The 20,149-nt window shown below is 56.9% G+C and carries 19 protein-coding genes; 13 read left to right on the top strand and 6 right to left on the bottom strand.

The annotated features are described in order from the left end of the window. Nucleotides 1–394 precede the first annotated feature (394 nt). Nucleotides 395–1,375: a DnaJ C-terminal domain-containing protein gene (locus E1180_RS17460; RefSeq protein ID WP_155193035.1), complete on the bottom strand. Its 981-nt coding sequence runs from the start codon at nt 1,373–1,375 to the stop codon at nt 395–397. A gap of 176 nt (nt 1,376–1,551) precedes the next feature. After that, the gene (locus E1180_RS17455) at nt 1,552–2,019 is read right to left on the bottom strand and encodes an RT0821/Lpp0805 family surface protein (RefSeq protein WP_208997206.1); all 468 of its coding nucleotides are present in this window, start codon (nt 2,017–2,019) and stop codon (nt 1,552–1,554) included. An 81-nt stretch (nt 2,020–2,100) separates the two neighbouring features. On the opposite strand from E1180_RS17455, the gene pdxH reads away from it, so the two are divergent. Next, the gene (pdxH, locus tag E1180_RS17450) at nt 2,101–2,736 is read left to right on the top strand and encodes a pyridoxamine 5'-phosphate oxidase (protein ID WP_155193031.1); all 636 of its coding nucleotides are present in this window, start codon (nt 2,101–2,103) and stop codon (nt 2,734–2,736) included. Here pdxH and E1180_RS17445 read toward each other — a convergent pair. Further along, the gene (locus tag E1180_RS17445; protein WP_155193028.1) at nt 2,733–3,707 is read right to left on the bottom strand and encodes a CorA family divalent cation transporter; all 975 of its coding nucleotides are present in this window, start codon (nt 3,705–3,707) and stop codon (nt 2,733–2,735) included. The genes pdxH and E1180_RS17445 overlap by 4 nt on opposite strands. 648 nt (nt 3,708–4,355) lie before the next feature. Continuing rightward, complete coding sequence (locus E1180_RS17440; RefSeq protein WP_155193027.1) at nt 4,356–4,796, bottom strand: hypothetical protein; 441 nt, start codon at nt 4,794–4,796, stop codon at nt 4,356–4,358. A 233-nt stretch (nt 4,797–5,029) separates the two neighbouring features. On the opposite strand from E1180_RS17440, the gene E1180_RS17435 reads away from it, so the two are divergent. Beyond that, complete coding sequence (locus tag E1180_RS17435; protein ID WP_155193024.1) at nt 5,030–6,019, top strand: DUF1499 domain-containing protein; 990 nt, start codon at nt 5,030–5,032, stop codon at nt 6,017–6,019. Between the two features lie 64 nt (nt 6,020–6,083). Here E1180_RS17435 and E1180_RS17430 read toward each other — a convergent pair whose 3' ends face one another. Further along, nucleotides 6,084–6,983, bottom strand: a complete 900-nt coding sequence (locus E1180_RS17430; protein WP_155193022.1) for an MBL fold metallo-hydrolase — start codon at nt 6,981–6,983, stop codon at nt 6,084–6,086. A gap of 115 nt (nt 6,984–7,098) precedes the next feature. Here E1180_RS17430 and E1180_RS17425 point away from each other — a divergent pair, with 115 nt between their 5' ends. The 9 genes from E1180_RS17425 to phoB all read left to right on the top strand — a co-directional run bounded on the left by E1180_RS17425 (nt 7,099) and on the right by phoB (nt 16,998). Next, a complete protein-coding gene (locus E1180_RS17425) occupies nt 7,099–7,662 on the top strand; it encodes an SRPBCC domain-containing protein (protein ID WP_208997205.1) in 564 nt (187 codons plus the stop codon). A 264-nt stretch (nt 7,663–7,926) separates the two neighbouring features. Beyond that, entirely contained in the window at nt 7,927–9,336 is a 1,410-nt protein-coding gene (locus E1180_RS17420; protein ID WP_155193019.1) for an ATP-binding protein, read from the top strand. Nucleotides 9,337–9,430: 94 nt separating this feature from the next. Continuing rightward, nucleotides 9,431–10,423, top strand: coding sequence for a substrate-binding domain-containing protein (locus E1180_RS17415; protein ID WP_425280927.1), 993 nt, complete (start codon nt 9,431–9,433; stop codon nt 10,421–10,423). Nucleotides 10,424–10,749: 326 nt separating this feature from the next. Continuing rightward, nucleotides 10,750–11,787: a substrate-binding domain-containing protein gene (locus E1180_RS17410; RefSeq protein ID WP_283404533.1), complete on the top strand. Its 1,038-nt coding sequence runs from the start codon at nt 10,750–10,752 to the stop codon at nt 11,785–11,787. Nucleotides 11,788–11,875: 88 nt separating this feature from the next. Then, nucleotides 11,876–13,348: a phosphate ABC transporter permease subunit PstC gene (gene pstC / locus E1180_RS17405; protein WP_155193017.1), complete on the top strand. Its 1,473-nt coding sequence runs from the start codon at nt 11,876–11,878 to the stop codon at nt 13,346–13,348. After that, complete coding sequence (pstA, locus tag E1180_RS17400; protein WP_155193015.1) at nt 13,348–14,700, top strand: phosphate ABC transporter permease PstA; 1,353 nt, start codon at nt 13,348–13,350, stop codon at nt 14,698–14,700. Before pstC ends, pstA begins: the two co-directional genes overlap by 1 nt. 11 nt (nt 14,701–14,711) lie before the next feature. Then, nucleotides 14,712–15,509, top strand: a complete 798-nt coding sequence (gene pstB / locus E1180_RS17395) for a phosphate ABC transporter ATP-binding protein PstB (RefSeq protein WP_155193014.1) — start codon at nt 14,712–14,714, stop codon at nt 15,507–15,509. A 31-nt stretch (nt 15,510–15,540) separates the two neighbouring features. Further along, a complete protein-coding gene (gene phoU, locus E1180_RS17390) occupies nt 15,541–16,236 on the top strand; it encodes a phosphate signaling complex protein PhoU (RefSeq protein ID WP_155193011.1) in 696 nt (231 codons plus the stop codon). 66 nt (nt 16,237–16,302) lie between these two features. After that, entirely contained in the window at nt 16,303–16,998 is a 696-nt protein-coding gene (gene phoB / locus E1180_RS17385) for a phosphate regulon transcriptional regulator PhoB (RefSeq protein ID WP_155193009.1), read from the top strand. Nucleotides 16,999–17,066: 68 nt separating this feature from the next. Here phoB and E1180_RS17380 read toward each other — a convergent pair whose 3' ends face one another. Continuing rightward, a complete protein-coding gene (locus E1180_RS17380) occupies nt 17,067–17,594 on the bottom strand; it encodes a GcrA family cell cycle regulator (RefSeq protein WP_155193007.1) in 528 nt (175 codons plus the stop codon). 426 nt (nt 17,595–18,020) lie between these two features. On the opposite strand from E1180_RS17380, the gene E1180_RS17375 reads away from it, so the two are divergent. Beyond that, nucleotides 18,021–19,220, top strand: a complete 1,200-nt coding sequence (locus E1180_RS17375) for an aspartate aminotransferase family protein (protein ID WP_155193005.1) — start codon at nt 18,021–18,023, stop codon at nt 19,218–19,220. After that, a complete protein-coding gene (gene argF / locus E1180_RS17370; protein ID WP_155193002.1) occupies nt 19,217–20,146 on the top strand; it encodes an ornithine carbamoyltransferase in 930 nt (309 codons plus the stop codon). The genes E1180_RS17375 and argF overlap by 4 nt, the downstream gene beginning before the upstream one ends. Nucleotides 20,147–20,149 lie beyond the last annotated feature (3 nt).

Raw genomic sequence — 20,149 nt, 5'->3', positions numbered from 1 at the left:
CGAGGCCCACCGATCCCGGATCTCCGCCTGCGCTCCGTCCGTGATAACGGTCTGTCAAGGTTTGGCAAGGCGTCTCCCCTCGCTCAGTCATCCTCGGGCTTGACCCGAGGATCCATTCCGTTCCGTTGCCCCACGCAGGGCTGATTGAATGGAACGCTCACGGTATGGATCCCGCATCAAGTGCGGGATGACAGCGGAGGGTGTGGTGGGCTCTCACCTTTCGCGGTTAACGGCCGTCAAAGCAATGAGGTGATGACGACCTGAGAGTCTGTCAGCAGTCTGACAGCGCCGGAAGCAGCGGCGTGTCAGTGTCTGCTTATAGTGCTGCTTCGACGAAGCCTGAGAGCCTTGCTTTTAGAAGGACAAGGCCGGCCCGGCACTGTTACGGCGGGTGCTAGTCGAATTCCGGCCCTCTGGCCCGGTAAGGGGTGATCTCCTTCCAGGCTTTCATCAAGGTATCCAGCTCGTCATCGCCATGTGGCGGCATCACAATCTGCAATTTGATCAGAAGGTCACCGTGACCATCGGTCTTGGTTGGCAATCCCTTGCCCTTCAGCCGCATGGCCTTGCCGCTCGAGGCGTTCGGCGGCACGGTCAAATTGACTGCGCCGGTCAAGGTAGGGGTCCGGACCTTTGCGCCAAGTACTGCTTCGTAAAGCGTGATCGGCAAGTCCAGGTGAAGGTCGGATCCGCGCACTTCAAACAGCTTGTGCTGCTTGAAGCGGATTTCGACCAACGCATCGCCGGCAGGCCCGCCATTGCTGCCAGGAGCGCCCTGGCCCTTCAAGCGGATGACTTCGCCCTCCGTGACACCTTTGGGCAAGGTGACATTTACGGTCTTGCCGCTCGGCAGTGTGACCTGCGCCTTGCCTGAATTCACAATGTCTTCAAGCGCCACTCTTGCGACGATCTCGACCGTCTTGCCTTTTTCCCGCGGCGGGCTTTGGGTGCGGCCCGTGCCACCGGCAAAGCCCGAAGCACCTCCAGCGCCGGGACCGCTTGCCCGACCTCGGGCCGAGCGATTGCCGAACCCGCCAAGAATGTCATTCAGGATATCATCGAAACCGCCGGCAGATGACTTGAAACCACGGGCACCACCCGCGCCAGCGGCAAAGTCTTCGAAGCCCTCAAAGCCGGATGCCGAGAATTTCTGCTTCCCATCGGCATCAATTTCGCCGCGATCGTATTTTCCGCGCTTTTCCTTGTCACCGACGATTTCGTAAGCCTGGTTGACCTCGGCAAAACGTTGCTGTGCCCCGGCATCATCTTTGTTCTGATCCGGGTGATATTTTTTGGCCAACGTTCTGAAGGCCTTTTTGATGTCGCTCTCACTGGCATTTTTTGCCACACCGAGAACGCTGTAGGGGTCACGCATGTGTTGCACCAGGTTTCTTCAAATTTCCGGAAAACCACTGAAATTGCCACAGCATCGCCAGCAAGATGCTAGAGCGGTGCAGCAACGCATTTGTAGCTTGTCCGAATGTTTCCTACATATCGGTACGGGCCGGAGAAAAATCCAGACCGGCTAAATACCCATAAGGCGGGTGGGTTTCAAGCTTCGGCGACGCTGAGAGAGGTCACAGCAAACGCTGCGCTGATGTCCCTGCAGGCCGTGCCTGCATAGAGCTTTATCCCGGTAATCGTGTTGGCGGTTGTCTTGAAGGACAGGCAACCAGTGTTTGGAAACAGTGCCGGGTCGATATGTGACACGGTGCCCGAATTGCCGCTGGTTGCGTTCAGCCAGGGAAGGGTGAGGTCTTCGAGCGATGAGCCGTTGGACAAGTCAACGGAGACTGAATCCAGAACCCGCGCGATGATCTGGCGGTCATCGGGACTGACATCGGTGTATGCGATGTCACTCGTTGAAGGGATCGAGCCGGTTAGAAGCTTCGGGGTTTCCACGTCATCGCTGCCGACTTGCACGCTGACCTGTCCGCAGCCGGCAACCAGAATCCCAGTTGCAAGCGCGGCCAAACTGATGCGATTGATCTTGTGCTTTACAGCAGTATATGAACGCACCAGACACATTCCAAGTTAGCCCTCTCAGCCCCGGCGGGTGCCGGTCAGGTTTTGAGCCACGGCTTCTCCCAAAGGTAAGCTATGACCGACATCCAGAATCCGCACGAAGAGTTAACAAAAGGTGACTTTACGGAGGTCAAGGAACCATTTGCGCTTTTCGGTGAATGGCTTGACGACGCCAAGGGGTCTGAACCGAACGATCCGAACGCGCTGTCCCTCGCAACTGTCGATGAAACCGGCCTGCCGAATGTCCGCATGGTTTTACTGAAGGGGTTCGATGAGGCAGGGTTCGTTTTCTACACGAACTTCGAAAGCGCAAAAGGCAAGGAGCTGCTTTCGGCCGGCAAGGCTGCCATGTGTTTCCACTGGAAGTCGCTGCGGCGGCAGGTCAGGATCCGGGGCACTGTTTCCGAAGTGCCTGCCGCGGAAGCGGACAGTTATTACCAGTCCAGGCCGCGCGGCAGCCGGATCGGCGCGTGGGCGTCGAAACAATCCCGGCCGCTTGAAAGCCGGTTTGCGCTGGAAAAGGAAGTTGCCAAATTCACGGCCAAATTCGGGATTGGTGATATTCCGCGTCCGGACCACTGGTCGGGCATGCGCCTGGTTCCCACAAGCATTGAGTTCTGGGCCGACCGTCCATTCCGGCTCCATGACCGCATACAGTTCACCCGGTCTGCTCCTGATGCGCCTTGGTCGAAGCTGCGTCTTTACCCCTAGAGAAGGCGCTTCCACCGGAAAAACAGGAATGTAAGAACAACCGACACGAACATCATTCCAAGAGAAAACTCAAATCCCTGCTGCCAGCGAAGCTCCGGCATATTGTCGAAATTCATGCCATAGATTGAGGCGATAAGCGTTGGCGGCAGGAAAATCACACCGAGAACGGTGAAGATCTTGGAAATCTGGTTTTGCTCCAACGTGACCAGGCCAACGGTCGCATCCAGCAGAAAACCGAGCTTGTTGTCGAGTGCATCCCCGTGTTCCTTGATGGAATGAATGTCTCTGCCGTACATCTTGCAGTCGGCGAGCTGGTCGTCGCTGAGGCCGAGGCGTTTAGCATGCGGCGACAAGAACAGAAGCAGGCGGGAGAGGCTGGCACAAACATCGTGCATTTTCGCTATGTGCAGTCCCACCTGGCCAATTTGCTTGATGGCGATCTGGTAACTTGCTGTCTTGCGCATGTTCAAGCCGTCTCCGAAGACCTTCAGCGCAAGCTCGTCATACCGGGATGACGCAGCTTCCATTTCGTCGGCGCAGCGGTCCACGATAATGTCAAACAGGGCAAGCAATACCGCGGGGCCAAGGTGAGCGATCGTTGGGTCGGCTTGAACCTTCTTGGAAAGAAGAACAAGGGACTTGGGCTCGCCATATCTGACGGTCACCAGGCGTTTCGCGCTGAGAACAAATGTGACAGATGATATGGCCGGATCAATAGCTCTTGTCGCCATGGGCATTTGAGCGGTCATGACAACAGCGCCCGGTTCCACATAGAGCCGTTCGGATGTTTCGATGGACGCAATTTCCTTGCGAGTCGGAATTTCGGCGCCCATGAGCTTTTCGGCTGCCTGTTGTTCCTCGCGGTTGGGGGAAATCAGGTCAATCCAAACAGATGTCGATGGAAGTGGCGCGCCGGGCGCCAGTTCGACACGTTCCAAACCATTCACGGATGGGCAGTAAGCGACAATCATGCGTGTCTCCGGAAAGCGAGAGAACCTCAAGTCCCCGGAGAGTGCACGCAAGGAAATGCCATTTGCAACCGGCTTGCCCGGCCTTTTCACGCCAGGCCGGTTTTAACGGTGCAATACGGCTGGAGAGGCTGATACATGAGCCCCGGTCCGGCGCTGCACCTTCGTGAACCTAAAGTTCGGTCAGAGCATGCCGGCACATCAGCTGATCGTTAGAATTAGGTGACGAACCTATTTGCTGGATTTTGCTGTCGATGCCGATCGCATGCACAGGGCAGCGGCGTTCAGGGCTGCTATGCCAACCGGCTTGTAGTGGTTGACAAGTTTTACTCCGGCCGATGCTCTTGACGCGGGGCGGGAGGCTTCTTTCGACATTTTTTCGATCCGTTTCTGGGTCTTTACGGGTCAGCTCGACAGTGAGCCTGACTTCATCAACACAACGCTTTTCAATGTTGTGTCCAAATGAGGCGTTCGCATGACGGCGACGTCGAAAGTCTTTCGATATCTGCCGTCTTTCTGCAGGCAATGGTGCCGTTATTCGCCTGTTTCGGCCAGTCAAATACCGTTGCAGGATGTAACGAATTAGAGGCGAAATTGATTTACTTGGTTAAGCAATGCTTAACTCTTGTCCCTGCCGCCAGGGGCTTCTGATCAGATCAGATAAGTACGGTGGTTCCGCAGCGGTGCCTTCCTGAAGGAGCGCACCAATCCGTGGAGGCATCTTGCAATTGAAGTCAACGCCGCTGCAGCCACGATTCCAACGCCCGACAGGATGACGGCGGGAGACGTATTGGCTCCGATGAGAACAAGAAGGGCGCCCGCCGAAAGGCCGATAACCAGCACAGCAATAGTCGTGCGGATGTAATAATAGTGCTGGCGATGGATGCCGTGGTCCGTATGGGCATAGGCTAGGGAAAACAGCAAAGCCACCGGACTGAGCGCAAAGGACAAAAGGCATAGGTAACAAAGGGCAGTATTCGCAAAGCCGGGGGACAACGCTTTCCGGCTTATGCTTTGCCGGCGCGAACGAGGTTGCCGTTCCCCGGGTTCTTGTTGCGCATGCAGCGAATGGCGAGCGCGTATGTCAGTCATGCCCCACTCCTCGACCCTGGAAGCAATATCAGGTTTCGAGTCGCCTTGCCATGGCCGGCGCTGGGCCAATCTCGTCATTTATGACGAGGGCTGCGGTGCGGCTATCTTGAGCGGGGCACAGATCCCGTTGAAAACATCATTCCGTTTCGGTGTTGTTCATTCATCTGGTCCTAGGCTGCAAACAACGGAGATGGTATTCATACCGCTGGAGATAGGGATGGTCCGATACCGCCATGAAGCGTTTCGCAGTTTATAAGACTGTCGCGGCACCGGTCAGCCGCACCGTTGGCTCGATTGCCCTTGCACTTGCATTGGTGGCTGTCGTCGCGAAACGGTTCGGCTTTGTGAGCGCCGATACGCTGCTTTTGTCTCTGGCGGCAGCCTCCGCATTCGCAATTACAGCTGTCGTTCTTGGCATTCTGGCCTTGCAGCGGATTTGGACGTTTGGCGGATCAGGTGTTGGGCGCGCCCTCGGTGGTATGGTGCTGGGCGGTGTCGCAATCATCCCGCCAGCCCTCATCATTCTGACAGCGGTCGGCCGGCCGGATCTGAAAGATGTTGCAACCAATCTGGAAGACCCGCCGGAACTCTCGAGTGCCCTTCGCAGTTCGGATCAGCCGGTCGTTGACTGGTTCTCCAGCACGTTGTCGTCCCGCATCTGGCCTGTCTTCCATAATGTGAACGCAGACGCCGCTAGCAGCGTCTCGATGCAGACACAGCTCTATCCGGATATCGTGCCAAGGCGCTACCGGATCCCGCCCGCGCAGCTACATGTGGCAGGCACAAAAGCCGTAGAGGAACTCGGCTGGCAGATCGTGGATGAGTTGCCGCCGGATCTCCTGGATGCACCGACCTGGCTCCAGGCGGAAAGCAGAACCCATATCCTTGGGCTTAAACAGGATATTGCAGTCCGGTTCCGGCCGGATCCGGTGGGCACCTTGATGGATGTCCGGTCCAGATCCCGTACACCGCTGAACGATCTTTCCGGCAACGCGGATCGCATCCGCATCCTCCTGGCGGAAGTCGACAGGGTGCTTCTTGAGACTTACGGTGACTTGTCGCGCCTTGCCGTTGAAGAGGCGGCGGACAGCGACCCGGCCTTGGTTCAAGAGCCGCTTGTGCCCGCCGAGCCCGTTCTTCCCGTGCCCGGATTCAAACCGTATTTTGAAGAAGAGGATACGGGACCGGAAACAGCCTCAGGCTGGGAAAGTCTCGAGGGGTAGATCAGCTTTGGGCGAGTCAAACAAACCGCCCGATCCTCTAGCCAGATTTTCTGTTTTGGAGCGCTTAAGGGATTTTGTACTCGGCCCGGAGCGAGGGAATGCCATTGGCGACCACGCGGTTGCGGTCTGCAAGATCCTCAAGATGGGCCAGGACAGACAGTGCAGCGGCGGGATGCAGGGATGGGTCCACATTCGCATAAAGCACCGCAACAATCTCCGGAATTGAAGTGGCCCCCTTGTCGATCTGCGCCAGGATATTGCGCTCACGGCTCTGGCGATGCTCCTTGAGGTCTGCGACGTAAGGTTTTGCGTCCCGGATCACACCGCCATGACCTGGCAGATAAACGTTTGGCGCCAGCTCTTGCAGATTATTCAAAGACGCCATGTAGTCGCGCATGCTGCCGTCAGGCGGGGCGACAATGGAGGTCGACCAGGCCATGACATGATCCCCGGACAGCAGAATATCCGTGCCCTTGATCTCGAAACTGAGGTGGTTGGCCGTGTGTCCGGGTGTCGCCACAGCCGCAATGCCCAAACCTGCAAACGAAATGACATCGCCATGGTTCAAAAGGCGGTCAGGTTTGTGGTCCCTGTCGGCGCTTGCATCCAGCGGATTGATTTCCTCTTCAAACAAGGGGCGCGCCGCCCTGTGTTCTGAACAGCCGATCACGGGGGCGCCGGTCTTCGCTTTCAGGAGCCTTGCGCCGGGTGAGTGATCCGCATGTGTATGCGTGACCAGAATAGCCTCGACCGGAACATCGCCTGCGGCGTTCAGGATAGCATCAATGTGGTCGTCCTGCGCCGGCCCGGGATCGACCACGATGAGGCGGTCCTGGCCGAGAATGTATGTGTTCGTACCGTGGAACGTGAAAGGTCCGGGGTTGCGGGCCGTAAGACGCCGTATGCCGTCGCTCAGTTCAATGGCCTGGCCGTAGCAGGGGTCGAACACCCGGTCATGTTTCATGGTTTGTTGCCGACTGTGTAGAATGTGCAGGTATGGTGAGCGCCGCAATCATATAGGTGGTGCCATATCACGAAACGCGCAGGGAATGTCACCTGTCTGAAGTGGGAATCGCCTAATGCGGGCGAGATCTGAAGGTCCGCAGGGTATCGCCAATGGCAGGTGGTCTAACACCGGCGCTATCCGGCGCGGGGGCAAAAGGGCAGCGCATATGGGACAAGAGCAGGAAATTAGAACAGAAGATCTTTTGAACTTGCCGCGCGACGAGGCGTTCGAGCTTGTGGTCGACAATCTGGAGACATGGTGGACGTCTCCTTTCGAAGAAGCCGGCCCGATGGATGCAGGGATTGAACCTTTTGCGGGCGGGGTCTGCTATGAGATCGGGAGTTCCGGGCGCCGCCGGATTTGGGGAACGGTGCTCTCAATGCAAAAACCCCTCTACATCCGGCTGGCATGGCAAGTGTCGGCCGGCAAAGAGCAGATCCCGGATCCGGCAACTGCGAGCCGTGTCATGATCAGTTTCCGTGCCGTCGGTCAGGCGACCCGGATTGAGATCATCCATAGCGAGTTTTTACGGCATGGGCAGGACGGCGCAGATTATCTTTCCGAGATGCGTGGCCGGAACGGGTGGCCGCGCATGATTGCCAATTTGAAGCAAGCGGCCAATTCCAGCCGGCGCTGAATTAGTCGCTGACCGGACGAGAGCGACCTGCCGCCCATAACCGGTCGATTATTCATTGGTCGCGCATCTTTCGGCGTTTCATGTTAATCGCCCTAGGCTCTCGTAAAAGTCTGGCGGGAAATTGTCGCGTTGATGACATGTTCCGTATGTTAAGCAAGGTCTCTTCCTGAAACGGAGCCGATTGTTCTGTGGCAAACAGCCCAGTGGAACGGTGTGGCTTGTAGAAACTCTGCCAAAACTCAGAAAACGTACTATTTTTTCGAGATGACCGCACCGCACTCACCATTCGAAGACGCTCCGGCACCGCCAGCAACCGCCTCACCCGCAGCGCGTGTTTGGGAAGTGCGCTGGGTCTTGATGGCAGCAACCGTTTTGGCGACTGCAATCGTCATTGTCTACGGGACCGAAATCTGGATTGCCGCGTTAGGCGTGGCAAGCTTGGCTGTTGTCGCGGCGTTTGTTCCGCGCCGCTCCGCAAGACGCCGGCTGAAACTGAGCGCCCAACGCGAACGGCGCCGGATGTGGCCGGGCACGGGAATGAAGGTCACCGTGGATGCGCTGCCATCACCTTGCTTTGTTGCGGATGGACGCGGCATTACCAGATATGCCAACGCGCTGGCCATGCAGGCCTATGAAGGGGTGAAGCCAGGCGACCCATTGTCGTTTTCGTTGCGCGCGCCGTCCTTGCTGGAGGCCTTCGACCGTGTGTGTGCAACCGGCGGAACGGAGAAGATCACCTGGATTGAAAAGGTTCCGACCGAGTGCTGGTTCGAGGCCCATATAGCTCCGATCTATTTGCCGGGCACCGGGAAACAGGAGCACGGTCCGTCACGGCCGGACTTCATTTTGGTCGCGATCCACGACCTGACGGAAAACCGGCGTGTTGAGCGGATGCGGTCGGATTTTGTCGCCAATGCGAGCCACGAACTGCGCACGCCGCTGGCATCGCTGACCGGATTTATCGAAACGCTTCAGGGCCCGGCACGCAATGATCCGGATGCGCAGGCCCGGTTTCTCGAGATCATGCTTGATCAGGCCAGCCGGATGCGCCGTTTGATAGATGACATCCTGTCACTGTCGCGGATTGAATTGAAAGCGCATATCCGGCCGGAAGCGACGGCGGATCTCAAGGAAGTTGTCATGCACACAGCGGACGCCATGACGCCGCTTGCCCGCGACATGAACATGGAAATCAAATGCAGCGTTCCTGACCAACCTGCAACGGTTACAGGGGATCGTGATGAGTTGATCCAGGTGACCGAAAACCTGGTCGAAAATGCCCTGAAATACGGCAGCGACGGCAAGCACGTGGATATAGTCATATCGTTGGATTCAACTGAGCCGGACCGCCAGTCTTGGGATTTGGCGGTCCGCGATTACGGCGACGGCATTGCTCCGGAACACCTGCCAAGGCTGACAGAGCGATTTTACCGCGCCGATATAGAATCCAGCCGGGCGATGAAAGGAACAGGCCTCGGCCTTGCAATCGTCAAGCACATCTTGAACCGGCACCGGGCCCGCCTCGAAGTCGACAGCACGCCTGGACAAGGGTCTACCTTCAAGGTCAAATTCCCAAACACAGGCGGCAAGGCTTTCGAAGCCGGTAAAATAGGGGGCACCCGGGCTGCTGGTGCGGCACTTGGCGGAAAACGATTGGAAGTGTCGCAAGACTGAAATCCGCGCGGGTTAAGAAAAAGTGCGTAGGTTGATTTAAATTTGTGCTGGAACGCCTTTGGCCTTCAATGCGTGACGGGAGTGGAACGTGAATATCTTGACGTCCTTATGTGTGTTCGTCGGCTCGGCAATCCTGTTGACGGGCGGCCATGCTCATGCGCGCGACCGTTTGCTAATCGTCGGCTCCTCCACCGTCTATCCATTTGCCACGGCAGTTGCGGAGACCTTTGGCAAAGCGGGCATGAAACACCCGATTGTCGAATCCACCGGCACCGGAGGCGGGTTTGAGCTGTTCTGCAAAGGCATTGGACCGTCCACGCCTGACATTTCCAATGCATCAAGGCGGATGAAGCCGTCTGAATTGGAAACCTGCACAGCCAATGGTGTGACGCCGGTCGAAGTGAAAATCGGCTATGATGGTATTGTACTGGCGAATTCAAAACAGGGGCCGAAATTCTCTCTGACAATCGAGCAAATCTTCCAGGCCTTGAGCGAAAACATCGAAGTGGATGGCGGGCTGGTCCGCAACGCGTATCTGTCCTGGTCGGATGTCGATCCCGATCTTCCTTCAGAGAAGATTGAGGTCCTGGGCCCGCCACCAACGTCCGGAACACGGGACGCGTTTGAGGAGCTGGTGCTGGAAGTAGGCTGTTCGTCTTCCAAGGATCTCTATGGAAAATTGTGCACGGACATCCGCCGCGATGGTTTGTTCGTGGAAGCTGGCGAAAACGATGATCTTATCGTAGGCGCGCTGGAGGCCAATCCGGTTGCAGTGGGTATCTTCGGATATTCATTCCTGATCCAAAATGCCGCCCGGATCCAAAGCGCTGCCGTCAATGGTGTTGAGCCGAGCTTTGAAAACATCGTATCCGGCGAGTACCCGGTGTCCCGTTCCCTCTACTTTTACATTAAAAAAGAGCATGTTGGCGTTATCCCCGGGCTGGAAGACTATGTGTCGGCCTTTTTGGAAGAAGCAGCATGGGGTGACAGCGGTTATCTGGCCGAAGAGGGGTTGATACCACTTGCTCCGGCAGACCGTGCCGCGCAGGCCTCTGCAGCCCGGTCGCTTACGGCCTTGCAGTTTTAGGACGCGCCGGGCTCGGACCCGGCAAACACTTCGCTTCAAAAATGCAGCTTCATGCCGCGTTTTCCGGAAAAGTTGGTCGTCCTTCCCGGTCTGAATAACCGGCTCTATGCCGCGTTAAAACCATGACGCATGTCCATCACTTTGAATTCACATTGGCCGCTCGGAAGTCAAAAAATATAAATGTTATCAATAATTTGGAATGTCACAAAACTGATATCCAACTGTCATAGAACTCTTAACCGCGGGGCCTAGGTTCCGATCAGCGCTTGGGCGAAACCGCGTCCAGCGTGAATATGCAAACCTTGACATTCAAAGGGAGTGGTCAAGTGAAATTTACGACCCTCGTTAGCGCAACTGCTCTTGCTGTTGCTTCCACTGCATTCGCTGGCGCCGCTCAGGCTCGCGACCAGGTGCAGGTAGCCGGTTCTTCAACCGTTCTTCCTTATGCCTCTATTGTTGCTGAAGTTTTCGGTGAAAACACCGACTTCCCGACACCCGTTGTTGAGTCCGGCGGTTCTTCTGCTGGCCTGAAGCGCTTCTGCGAAGGCGTTGGTGAAAACACCATCGACGTAGCAAACGCTTCACGTAAAATCCGCGAAAAAGAAATCAAAGCGTGCGCTGAAGCTGGTGTAACAGACATCATCGAAGTTCGCATCGGCTATGACGGGATCGTTTTCGCTTCCCAAAAAGATGGCCCAGCGTTCACTGCGTTTACTCCAGTTCAGTGGCACAACGCTCTGGCTCCTAAGGTTCTGAAAGACGGCGCGATCGTCGACAACCCGTACACCAAGTGGTCCGAAGTTGACGCTTCCCTTCCGGACGTCGAAATCGCCGCATTCATCCCGGGCACCAAGCACGGCACCCGTGAAGTCTTCGAAGAGAAAGTTCTCCTCGTTGGCTGTGAAGAGTCCGGCGCTATGAAGGCGATGATGGACGGCGGCATGTCCGAAGACGACGCTGAAGACGCATGTCTTGCAGTTCGCACCGACGGCAAGTCTGTTGACATCGACGGTGACTACACCGAGACCCTGGCTCGCATTGACTCCAACCCGAACGGTGTTGGCGTTTTCGGTCTTGCGTTCTACGAGAACAACACAGACAAGTTGAAGGTTGCGACCATGTCCGACATCGCACCTTCCACTGAGACCATCTCCACTGGTGAGTACCCGGTTTCCCGTCCGCTGTTCTTCTACGTCAAGAAGGCACACATCGGCGTTATCCCGGGCCTGAAAGAGTACGCTCAGTTCTTCACTGCTGACGAAATCGCTGGCCCGCAGGGTCCGCTGGCTCAGTACGGCCTGGTTTCCGATCCGGAGCTGGCGGCTACTCAGGCTTCCATCGAAGCTGAAGAAACAATGAAGTAATCGAACCTTAGGTTTGATGCTAAGGGGCGGCATATTCCGCCGCCCCTTTCTCCTTTTTGGAAATTTAATATAAAATCCGGGGAAGCAGATGCCTGTGATCTGGCTCATCTTGATCGTACTCGCCATTGCAGTGGTGGGGTACGTACTCGGACGTGGTAGAGCTTTGTCGAGCGCAGGAGGCGAGCCGATAAAGCTCCATTCGCTTCCTTCGTATTACGGCTCGAACGTCGCAATGAAGGTGGTTGTTCCTGCCTTCCTCATCCTGGTTGTCTGGCTGTTGGCCCAACCACTAATCGTCAACAACAGTGTTTCCGGCATGATCCCGGAGAGCGAGATCGCTGAAGGGTCATCCCGCAGCCTCGTCCTCGCCGAAGTCAGGCGCGCGGCAAGCGGTTTGGACAATGCGGTTGCCGGCGGTCTGATGACGGAAGAGTTTGCGCGCAACGCGCGGGCGGATTTCAATGATGTCACGCAGCGCCTGAAAGACGCCGGTCAGATTGTGACATCTCAGATCACGCAGCCGGTGCTACGGGCCGCACAAGAATACCGGATCCTGAATGCCACCGGCAATTTGCTGATGTCTGTTGCCGTCATTTTGGCGGCCCTGGCCGGCGCAGCATGGGGGGTCTTGCAGACCAATTCCCATTTCCGGGCCCGCAATACCGTGGAACAGGGCGTCAAGGTGCTGCTGATCGCCGCAGCCTCGATTGCCATCCTGACGACCGCCGGAATTGTCTTCTCACTGGTGTTCAACACGTTCGAGTTCTTTCGGATCTATCCTGCCTCCGACTTCTTTTTCGGGCTGACATGGGCACCAACCTTCTCTGGACGCGGAGGCAATTCTGAGCTCGGGATCATCCCGCTCTTGTGGGGGACCTTCTATATCTCCTTCGTTGCATTGGCCGTTGCCGTGCCGATTGGTCTGTTCGCTGCGGTATATCTTTCCGAGTACGCGGGTCCTAAGGTCCGGGCCGTTGCCAAGCCGCTTCTTGAAATCCTCGCGGGTATTCCGACCATCGTTTACGGGCTGTTCGCTCTCCTGACGGTCGGTCCGCTTCTGGTGTCGATATTCGGCCCGGACGGCGTTGGGATCATGCAGGCCGGAACGGCGGTCATGACGGCGGGTCTGGTCATGGGCATCATGCTGATCCCATTCGTCAGCTCCTTGTCGGACGACATTATCAACGCGGTTCCGCAAGCCATGCGTGACGGTTCTTACGGCCTGGGTGCGACCAAGTCTGAAACGGTCAAGCAGGTTATCCTGCCAGCCGCCCTTCCTGGCATCGTTGGCGCGATCCTGCTGGCAGCTTCGCGTGCAATCGGTGAGACGATGATCGTGGTGCTTGGTGCAGGTGCTGCTGCCCGCCTCAGCCTGAACCCGTTCGATGCCATGACGACAGTTACGGCAAAGATCGTGAGCCAGCTGACGGGCGATGCCGATTTCTCGTCCCCCGTGGCCCTTGTTGCCTTTGCACTGGGTATGACCCTCTTCGTGGTGACACTCGGGTTGAACATTGTCGCACTCTACATCGTGCGCAAATACCGGGAGCAATATGACTGATGAGCGACACAACTCTTTCTTCTCCCGCAAAAACGGATGACCAGGGTAGCGCTGTGACCAAGAAATCATCGCTCTACACAGAGGATGCGCTGACCAAGAAGCGGAATGCTGCCGAGAAGCGGTTCCAAGCTTACGGTATTACTGCGATCTTGATTGGTCTGTTCTTCCTTGTGGTGATGGCCTATTCCATCATCAGCGAAGGTATCCCGGCGTTCACGCGCACTGTCCTGACCGTTGAATTTACGGTGACACAGGAACAGTTCGATGATGCCGAGAGCCAGCTCTTCAAGACCCGTGCTTACGAGAACGTGTTCACGGAGGCGATGAGCAATCAGTTCCAGGAAAAAGGCATTACCGTCCCGTTCGATATCACAGCCATTGAACGGATTGTCGGCAAGCCCGGGAGCACTATTCGCGAGTTTTATCTGGCAAACAGGGATCAGCTCGGCCAGCCGGTTGAGTTTGAGCTGGCGGCATCCTCCCGCGTTGACGGCTATTTGAACGGCCGTTTGACCCGGGACAACATCACCGACAGCCGGTTCTTGCAAAGGTCCGACCTGGATCTGGTTGACGTTCTGGTGGAAGCCGGTGTTATTCAGAACGTGTTCAACTGGCCGTTCATCACCGGGGCGGACTCCGGCGTGGACAACCCGGGCGGTGCCGGCATTGGCGCCTCGGTCGTCGGTTCCTTCTTCATGATGCTAGTGGTCTTGTTCCTGTCCTTGCCGATTGGTGTGGCGGCGTCGATCTACCTTGAAGAGTTCGCGCCCCAGAACAAGTTCACCGACATGATCGAGGTGAACATCTCGAACCTGGCGGCCGTTCCTTCGATTGTGTTCGGTATCCTGGGTCTTGCAGTGTTCATCCAGTTCATGCACTTGCCGCAATCGGCACCGCTGGTCGGTGGTCTGGTGCTGACATTGATGACATTGCCGACGATTATCATTTCGACCCGTGCGTCGCTTAAGGCGGTGCCGCCGAGCATCCGTGATGCGGCTCTGGGGGTCGGGGCATCCAAAATGCAGGCCGTATTCCACCACGTGCTGCCACTGGCCATGCCGGGTATCCTGACCGGGACCATCATTGGCCTTGCACAGGCGCTTGGTGAAACCGCTCCGCTTCTCCTGATCGGTATGGTCGGCTTTGTTGCCCGCGGATATCCCGACAGCTTTGCTGGCGGGTTCCTTGACCCGAACTCGGCGATGCCGGCACAGATTTACACCTGGGCAGCGCGATCTGACTTTGCGTTCTACGAAAAAGCCTGGGGTGGCATCATTGTGCTCCTGATCTTCCTTCTGTCCATGAACATTCTCGCCATTATCCTGCGCCGCAGGTTTGAGCGCCGCTGGTAAGGATTAAACCGATGAATGAAATGCCGAACATTGAACAGGCGAACGATATGACCGAGAGCAAAATTTCAGCCAAAAAAGTTCAAGTCTACTATGGCGACACTCACGCCATCAAAGACGTGGATATTGAAATCCAGCCCAAATCGGTGACTGCGTTCATCGGGCCGTCCGGCTGCGGTAAATCAACCTTCTTGCGCACACTCAATCGGATGAATGACACGATTGATATCTGCCGCGTGGAAGGGTCGATCAAAATCGATGAAGAGGATATCTACGATCCGAAGGTCGATCCGGTGCAGCTGCGCGCGAAGGTGGGCATGGTGTTCCAGAAACCGAATCCGTTCCCGAAGTCGATCTACGACAACATTGCATACGGCCCGCGGATCCACGGTCTGGCCCGCAACAAGCAAGAGCTTGACGACATCGTTGCTTCCAGTCTGCAAAAAGCAGGTCTTTGGGAAGAAGCGAAAAACCGTCTTGACGAGCCAGGAACCGGTCTGTCTGGTGGGCAGCAGCAGCGTCTTTGCATTGCCCGCGCGATCGCCGTGAGCCCTGAGGTTATTCTAATGGATGAACCTTGTTCGGCGCTCGATCCCATTGCGACTGCAAAGGTTGAAGAGTTGATCGATGAGCTGCGGGAAAACTACACGATCGTGATCGTTACACACTCCATGCAGCAGGCTGCTCGCGTGTCACAGCGGACTGCGTTTTTCCACCTTGGAATTTTGGTTGAAGAAGGCCCGACACAGGATATCTTCACCAACCCCAAGGACAAGCGGACACAGGACTACATCACAGGCCGTTTCGGCTAAGCCGTATTCCGACAATTGGAAGGGACACAGGATGTCTGAACACACAGTCTCTGCTTATGACGAAGAGCTGACGGCCATGGCCGGGAAAGTTGCCGAAATGGGTGGCTTTGCGGAAAAGGCATTTTCCGATGCCGTTTCGGCTCTGGTGTCGCAGGACCTTAATCTTGCCAAGGAAACCATCCGTAATGACGAGCGTTTGGATGCGCTGCATCAGGATGTGGAAGTTAAGCTGATTGAGTTGATTGCCCGGCGCCAGCCTATGGGTCAGGACTTGCGCGAAATCACCGCGGCCAGCCGGATCGCGAATGATCTCGAGCGGGTCGGCGATCTTGCCAAGAACGTCGCCAAGCGGGTGATCGCAATCGACAGCGATGTGCACCCGAAAAAGCTTGCCATTGGTGTCGAACACATGACCGAGCTTGCTTTGTCCCAGCTTAAAAAGGTCCTGGACGCTTACACCCGCCGGGATGCGGAAGCCGCCCGCCGGGTGCAGGAGGCAGACGCTGAGGTGGATGCGATTTACACATCGCTCTTCCGCGAGCTGTTGACCTACATGATGGAAGACCCGCGGGTCATCACCCAGTGTGTCCACCTGCTGTTTTGCGCAAAGAACATCGAGCGTATCGGTGACCACGCCACCAACATTGCGGAAAACGTCTATTACATGGTCACCGGCGAGCGTTTGCCGGAAGACCGCGCCAAGGTTGATGAGACGGGCGCAAGTTAACCGCAAGCGATGCGGTGCTAGTTAGGCCGGCGCTCCCGCGCCGGCCAATGGAAGTGGGGCTATTAAATGCCGAAGGTGCTCATCGTTGAAGACGAGGAACCGCTCAGCCTTCTTTTGAGATACAATCTGGAAGCGGAAGGATATGCGGTCGAATCCTGCGTCCGCGGTGATGAAGCCGAAATCCGCCTTCGTGAAAGCCAGCCGGATCTCCTTCTCCTCGACTGGATGTTGCCGGGGCTGTCCGGCATCGAACTGTGCCGCCGCCTGCGGGCCCGTGAAGATACCGAACGTCTACCGGTGATCATGCTGACGGCGCGGGGCGAGGAGGCCGAACGCATTCGTGGCCTGTCGACCGGAGCAGACGATTACGTCGTAAAACCGTTCTCAGTGCCCGAACTCATGGCCCGCGTGCGCGCTATCTTGCGCCGTGTGAGCCCTGAAGTCGTCTCAACCATGCTCCGCTCCGGGGACATCGAGCTCGACAGGGAAACCCATCGTGTGCGCCGGAACGGCAAGGAAATCCACCTTGGTCCGACCGAGTTCCGGCTGCTGGATTTTTTGATGACATCGCCAGGCCGCGTGTTCTCACGGGAGCAGCTTCTCGACGGCGTCTGGGGTCATGATGTTTATGTCGACGAGCGAACAGTGGATGTTCATGTCGGGCGATTGCGCAAGGCCCTCAACAAGGGCAAGGCGAAGGATCCGATCCGCACCGTCCGTAGTGCCGGATATGCCTTCAACGATCAGTTTAACGCCAATTGACACCAGTTACACAGCTCAAAAAGAAAGCCCGCCAAACTGGCGGGCTTTTGCATTCAAAGGGCGGCGTTTTAAGAGGCCCGTGCAACTGCCTTGGTGCGGTCGCGGCGGCGGTCGGCGACCGGCTGATAGGCAATCTTGCAGTGATAGGTGCAGTATGGGACGCCAGCTTCACTGACGCGCCCGCAGAAATAAAAGTCATCTGTTGCAGGGTCACCAATCGGCCATTTGCAGGTCCGCTCGGTCAAGGTCAGGATTGAGGCGCGTTGTCCCATCGGAACCAGTTCGGCGACAGGCTCAACTTCGGGCTTCGCTTCTTGCACCGGTGCGGGCACGAAGTCCTGCTTGAGCGCGGTTGCGCCAACGGTTTGCGGCTGCTGCGTTGGTTTTTTTGCTGCCGGAGCGGCATTCACACGGGGCCGCCGCGCTTTGGTGCTTGGAGCCGACGTCTTGGCCCGGCCGGACAGCCCCAGACGATGAACCTTGCCGATGACCGCATTGCGGGTAACGCCGCCGAGCTCACCTGCAATCTGGCTGGCGCTTAAACCGTCACCCCAAAGCTTCTTTAAAAGCTCAACCCGTTCGTCCGTCCAACTCATCGCCGCACCTTTAGTTTGTGGCCGCGTTCGGCCATTAACCTCGTGTTAAGCATACTGGTGCATGCCTAAAATGGCAGATATAGTGCCTCTAAGTGATTTGCCCCACGAGGTGTCGTGTTTGATAAGCCAGAGGTTACAATAACGTTAATTTGTCAGGCAACCATCGGCCGTCACTGTTCTGGGGATGAACCGACTTTTCCCCAAATTGTATGATCTCATTGAGAATTTTACGAAATCGGCTGTGAAACATGCCGTCTGCCAACGCCATTGACAGCATGCGGTCCACAAAGTGTATAACTGTTCCGCTGCGTGCCGCCTCATCGGGGCGGCATGTTGCGTTTTTTCCCTCTTTCATCGCTGGCTGTGTTCAAAGGATCCAAAGCCAGATCTGGATGCGGCGGGCAGTTCAAGGAGACACGACAGGCTATGTCCGAGACAGCACTTTTCGGAAACTACGCGAGATCGAACATTGAGGTCGATCATGGGGAAGGCGTTTGGCTGGTTGGAAAAGACGGCCGACGATTTCTCGATTGCGGCTCCGGGATTGCCGTGAATGCGCTTGGACATTGCCATCCGCACCTCGTCAGCGCTCTGCAGGATCAGGCCGCTAAACTGTGGCATACCTCAAACTTGCACAAGATCCCGGGCGGTGAGCGGCTGGCGCAGCGTTTGGTGGACAATACTTTTGCGGAGAAGGTGTTGTTCGTGAACTCCGGTGCGGAGGCCATGGAAGCTGCGATCAAGTGCGCGCGCCGTTATCAGTATAACAATGGCAATCCTGACCGTTATCATATTGTGACGTTCGAAGGCGCGTTCCACGGCCGTACAATCGCGACCATCGCCGCCGGCGGCCAGGCCAAGTATCTCGAGGGGTTCGGCCCCAAGGCACCTGGATTTGACCAGACCACGCCCGGTGATCTCGAGGCGCTGAAACAGGTGATCGGGCCGCAAACGGCCGCGATTGCAATTGAGCCAATCCAGGGGGAGGGCGGCATTAAGGAGATGCACGCCGATTTCCTGCGTGGGGTCCGGCGCCTGTGCGACGAGCATGGCATATTGCTGATCTTCGATGAAATTCAGACCGGGGTCGGACGGACAGGCAAGCTGTTCGCGCACCAGCTGATCGGTGTTGAGCCGGATCTGATGGCCGTTGCAAAAGGGATTGGCGGCGGATTTCCAATGGGGGCGTGTCTTGCGACAGCCGAAGCTGCGGAAGCCCTGGCACCGGGAACCCACGGTACGACATTCGGCGGCAATCCCCTGGCAATGGCCGTCGGCAATGCCGTGCTGGACGTCGTGCTGGAAGACGGCTTTCTGGAAGAGGTGCAGGCCAAGGGGCTCAGTTTCAAGCAGAAGCTTGCCGGGCTTGTTGACAGTCATCCCAAGGTATTTGCGGAAGTGCGCGGCGTCGGCCTGATGCTCGGCATCCGCTGCACCGTCCCGGTGGGGGATTATGTGGCTCTGGCGCGTGACGCCGGATTGCTCGCTGTACCAGCCGGAGACAATGTCGCGCGGATACTGCCGCCATTGACGATTTCCGAGGATGAAATTTCCATGGCCGTGGAGCGCTTGGAGCAGGCGGCGGCTGCAATGGAAGCCAACATGGTGGAAGGAGCGGCCGAATGACCGCCAATGAAAACTTCCGGCACTTTCTGGACCTGACCGAGTTCGAAGGCGGTGATCTTCGTGACATCTTGAAAATTGGCCGGAAGATCAAATCCGAACGCCAGGGCGTGCGCCGCGGCGAAGGGCCTCTTGCAGGCAAAGTCCTTGCGATGATTTTCGAACAGCCGTCCACCCGGACCCGCATTTCCTTCGATATAGGCATGCGCGAGCTCGGCGGTGAAACGCTGATGCTGACGGGCGCGGAAATGCAGCTTGGGCGCGGCGAGACCATCGGCGATACGGCGAAGGTGCTCTCACGCTTTGTCGATGCGATCATGATCCGGATTCTTGATCATGATGCTTTGAAGGAACTTGCTGAAAACGCAACCGTTCCGGTGATCAACGGGCTGACCAAACAGTCTCATCCGTGTCAGATCATGGCCGACCTGATGACATTTGAAGAGCATCGCGGCGATATTGCCGGCAAAAGCGTTGCCTGGACCGGGGACAGCAACAATGTCCTGGCGTCCTGGGTTCACGCGGCACCGCGTCTTGATTTCGAGCTCCGCATTGCAACCCCCGCAGAGCTGGCGCCCCCGCAAGAGCTCATTGATACGGCGAAAGCCAAAGGCGGTTCCATTTTGGTCACACAAGACCCATATGAGGCCGTCAGAGGAACGGATTGCGTCGTGACGGACTGTTGGGTTTCCATGGGGGATGATGATGCCGAACAGCGCCACAATCTTCTGGCGGCCTATCAGGTGAATGAACGCCTGATGTCGGAAGCCAACTCCGGCGCCCTATTCATGCACTGCCTTCCCGCCCACCGCGGCGAAGAGGTCACATCGGACGTCATGGACGGACCCAACTCTGTTGTATTTGATGAAGCCGAAAACCGGCTGCATGCCCAAAAGGGCATTCTGGCCTGGTGCTTCGGCGCAGCGTAAGGC

It is taken from the genome of Roseibium denhamense (genome assembly GCF_009711415.1).
Taxonomy (GTDB): domain Bacteria; phylum Pseudomonadota; class Alphaproteobacteria; order Rhizobiales; family Stappiaceae; genus Roseibium; species Roseibium denhamense.
This window is presented reverse-complemented; position numbering and strand designations above follow the sequence as displayed.

Coding starts and splice junctions, on each gene's coding strand:
- pdxH (WP_155193031.1), top strand. CDS start 2,101: ATGACCGACATCCAGAATCCGCACGAAGAGTTAACAAAAGGTGACTTT.
- E1180_RS17380 (WP_155193007.1), bottom strand. CDS start 17,594: ATGAGTTGGACGGACGAACGGGTTGAGCTTTTAAAGAAGCTTTGGGGT.
- E1180_RS17440 (WP_155193027.1), bottom strand. CDS start 4,796: ATGACTGACATACGCGCTCGCCATTCGCTGCATGCGCAACAAGAACCC.
- pstA (WP_155193015.1), top strand. CDS start 13,348: ATGAGCGACACAACTCTTTCTTCTCCCGCAAAAACGGATGACCAGGGT.
- E1180_RS17375 (WP_155193005.1), top strand. CDS start 18,021: ATGTCCGAGACAGCACTTTTCGGAAACTACGCGAGATCGAACATTGAG.
- E1180_RS17430 (WP_155193022.1), bottom strand. CDS start 6,983: ATGAAACATGACCGGGTGTTCGACCCCTGCTACGGCCAGGCCATTGAA.
- E1180_RS17425 (WP_208997205.1), top strand. CDS start 7,099: ATGCGGGCGAGATCTGAAGGTCCGCAGGGTATCGCCAATGGCAGGTGG.
- E1180_RS17420 (WP_155193019.1), top strand. CDS start 7,927: ATGACCGCACCGCACTCACCATTCGAAGACGCTCCGGCACCGCCAGCA.
- phoU (WP_155193011.1), top strand. CDS start 15,541: ATGTCTGAACACACAGTCTCTGCTTATGACGAAGAGCTGACGGCCATG.
- E1180_RS17435 (WP_155193024.1), top strand. CDS start 5,030: ATGAAGCGTTTCGCAGTTTATAAGACTGTCGCGGCACCGGTCAGCCGC.
- E1180_RS17445 (WP_155193028.1), bottom strand. CDS start 3,707: ATGATTGTCGCTTACTGCCCATCCGTGAATGGTTTGGAACGTGTCGAA.
- E1180_RS17460 (WP_155193035.1), bottom strand. CDS start 1,375: ATGCGTGACCCCTACAGCGTTCTCGGTGTGGCAAAAAATGCCAGTGAG.
- pstC (WP_155193017.1), top strand. CDS start 11,876: ATGCCTGTGATCTGGCTCATCTTGATCGTACTCGCCATTGCAGTGGTG.
- argF (WP_155193002.1), top strand. CDS start 19,217: ATGACCGCCAATGAAAACTTCCGGCACTTTCTGGACCTGACCGAGTTC.
- pstB (WP_155193014.1), top strand. CDS start 14,712: ATGAATGAAATGCCGAACATTGAACAGGCGAACGATATGACCGAGAGC.
- phoB (WP_155193009.1), top strand. CDS start 16,303: ATGCCGAAGGTGCTCATCGTTGAAGACGAGGAACCGCTCAGCCTTCTT.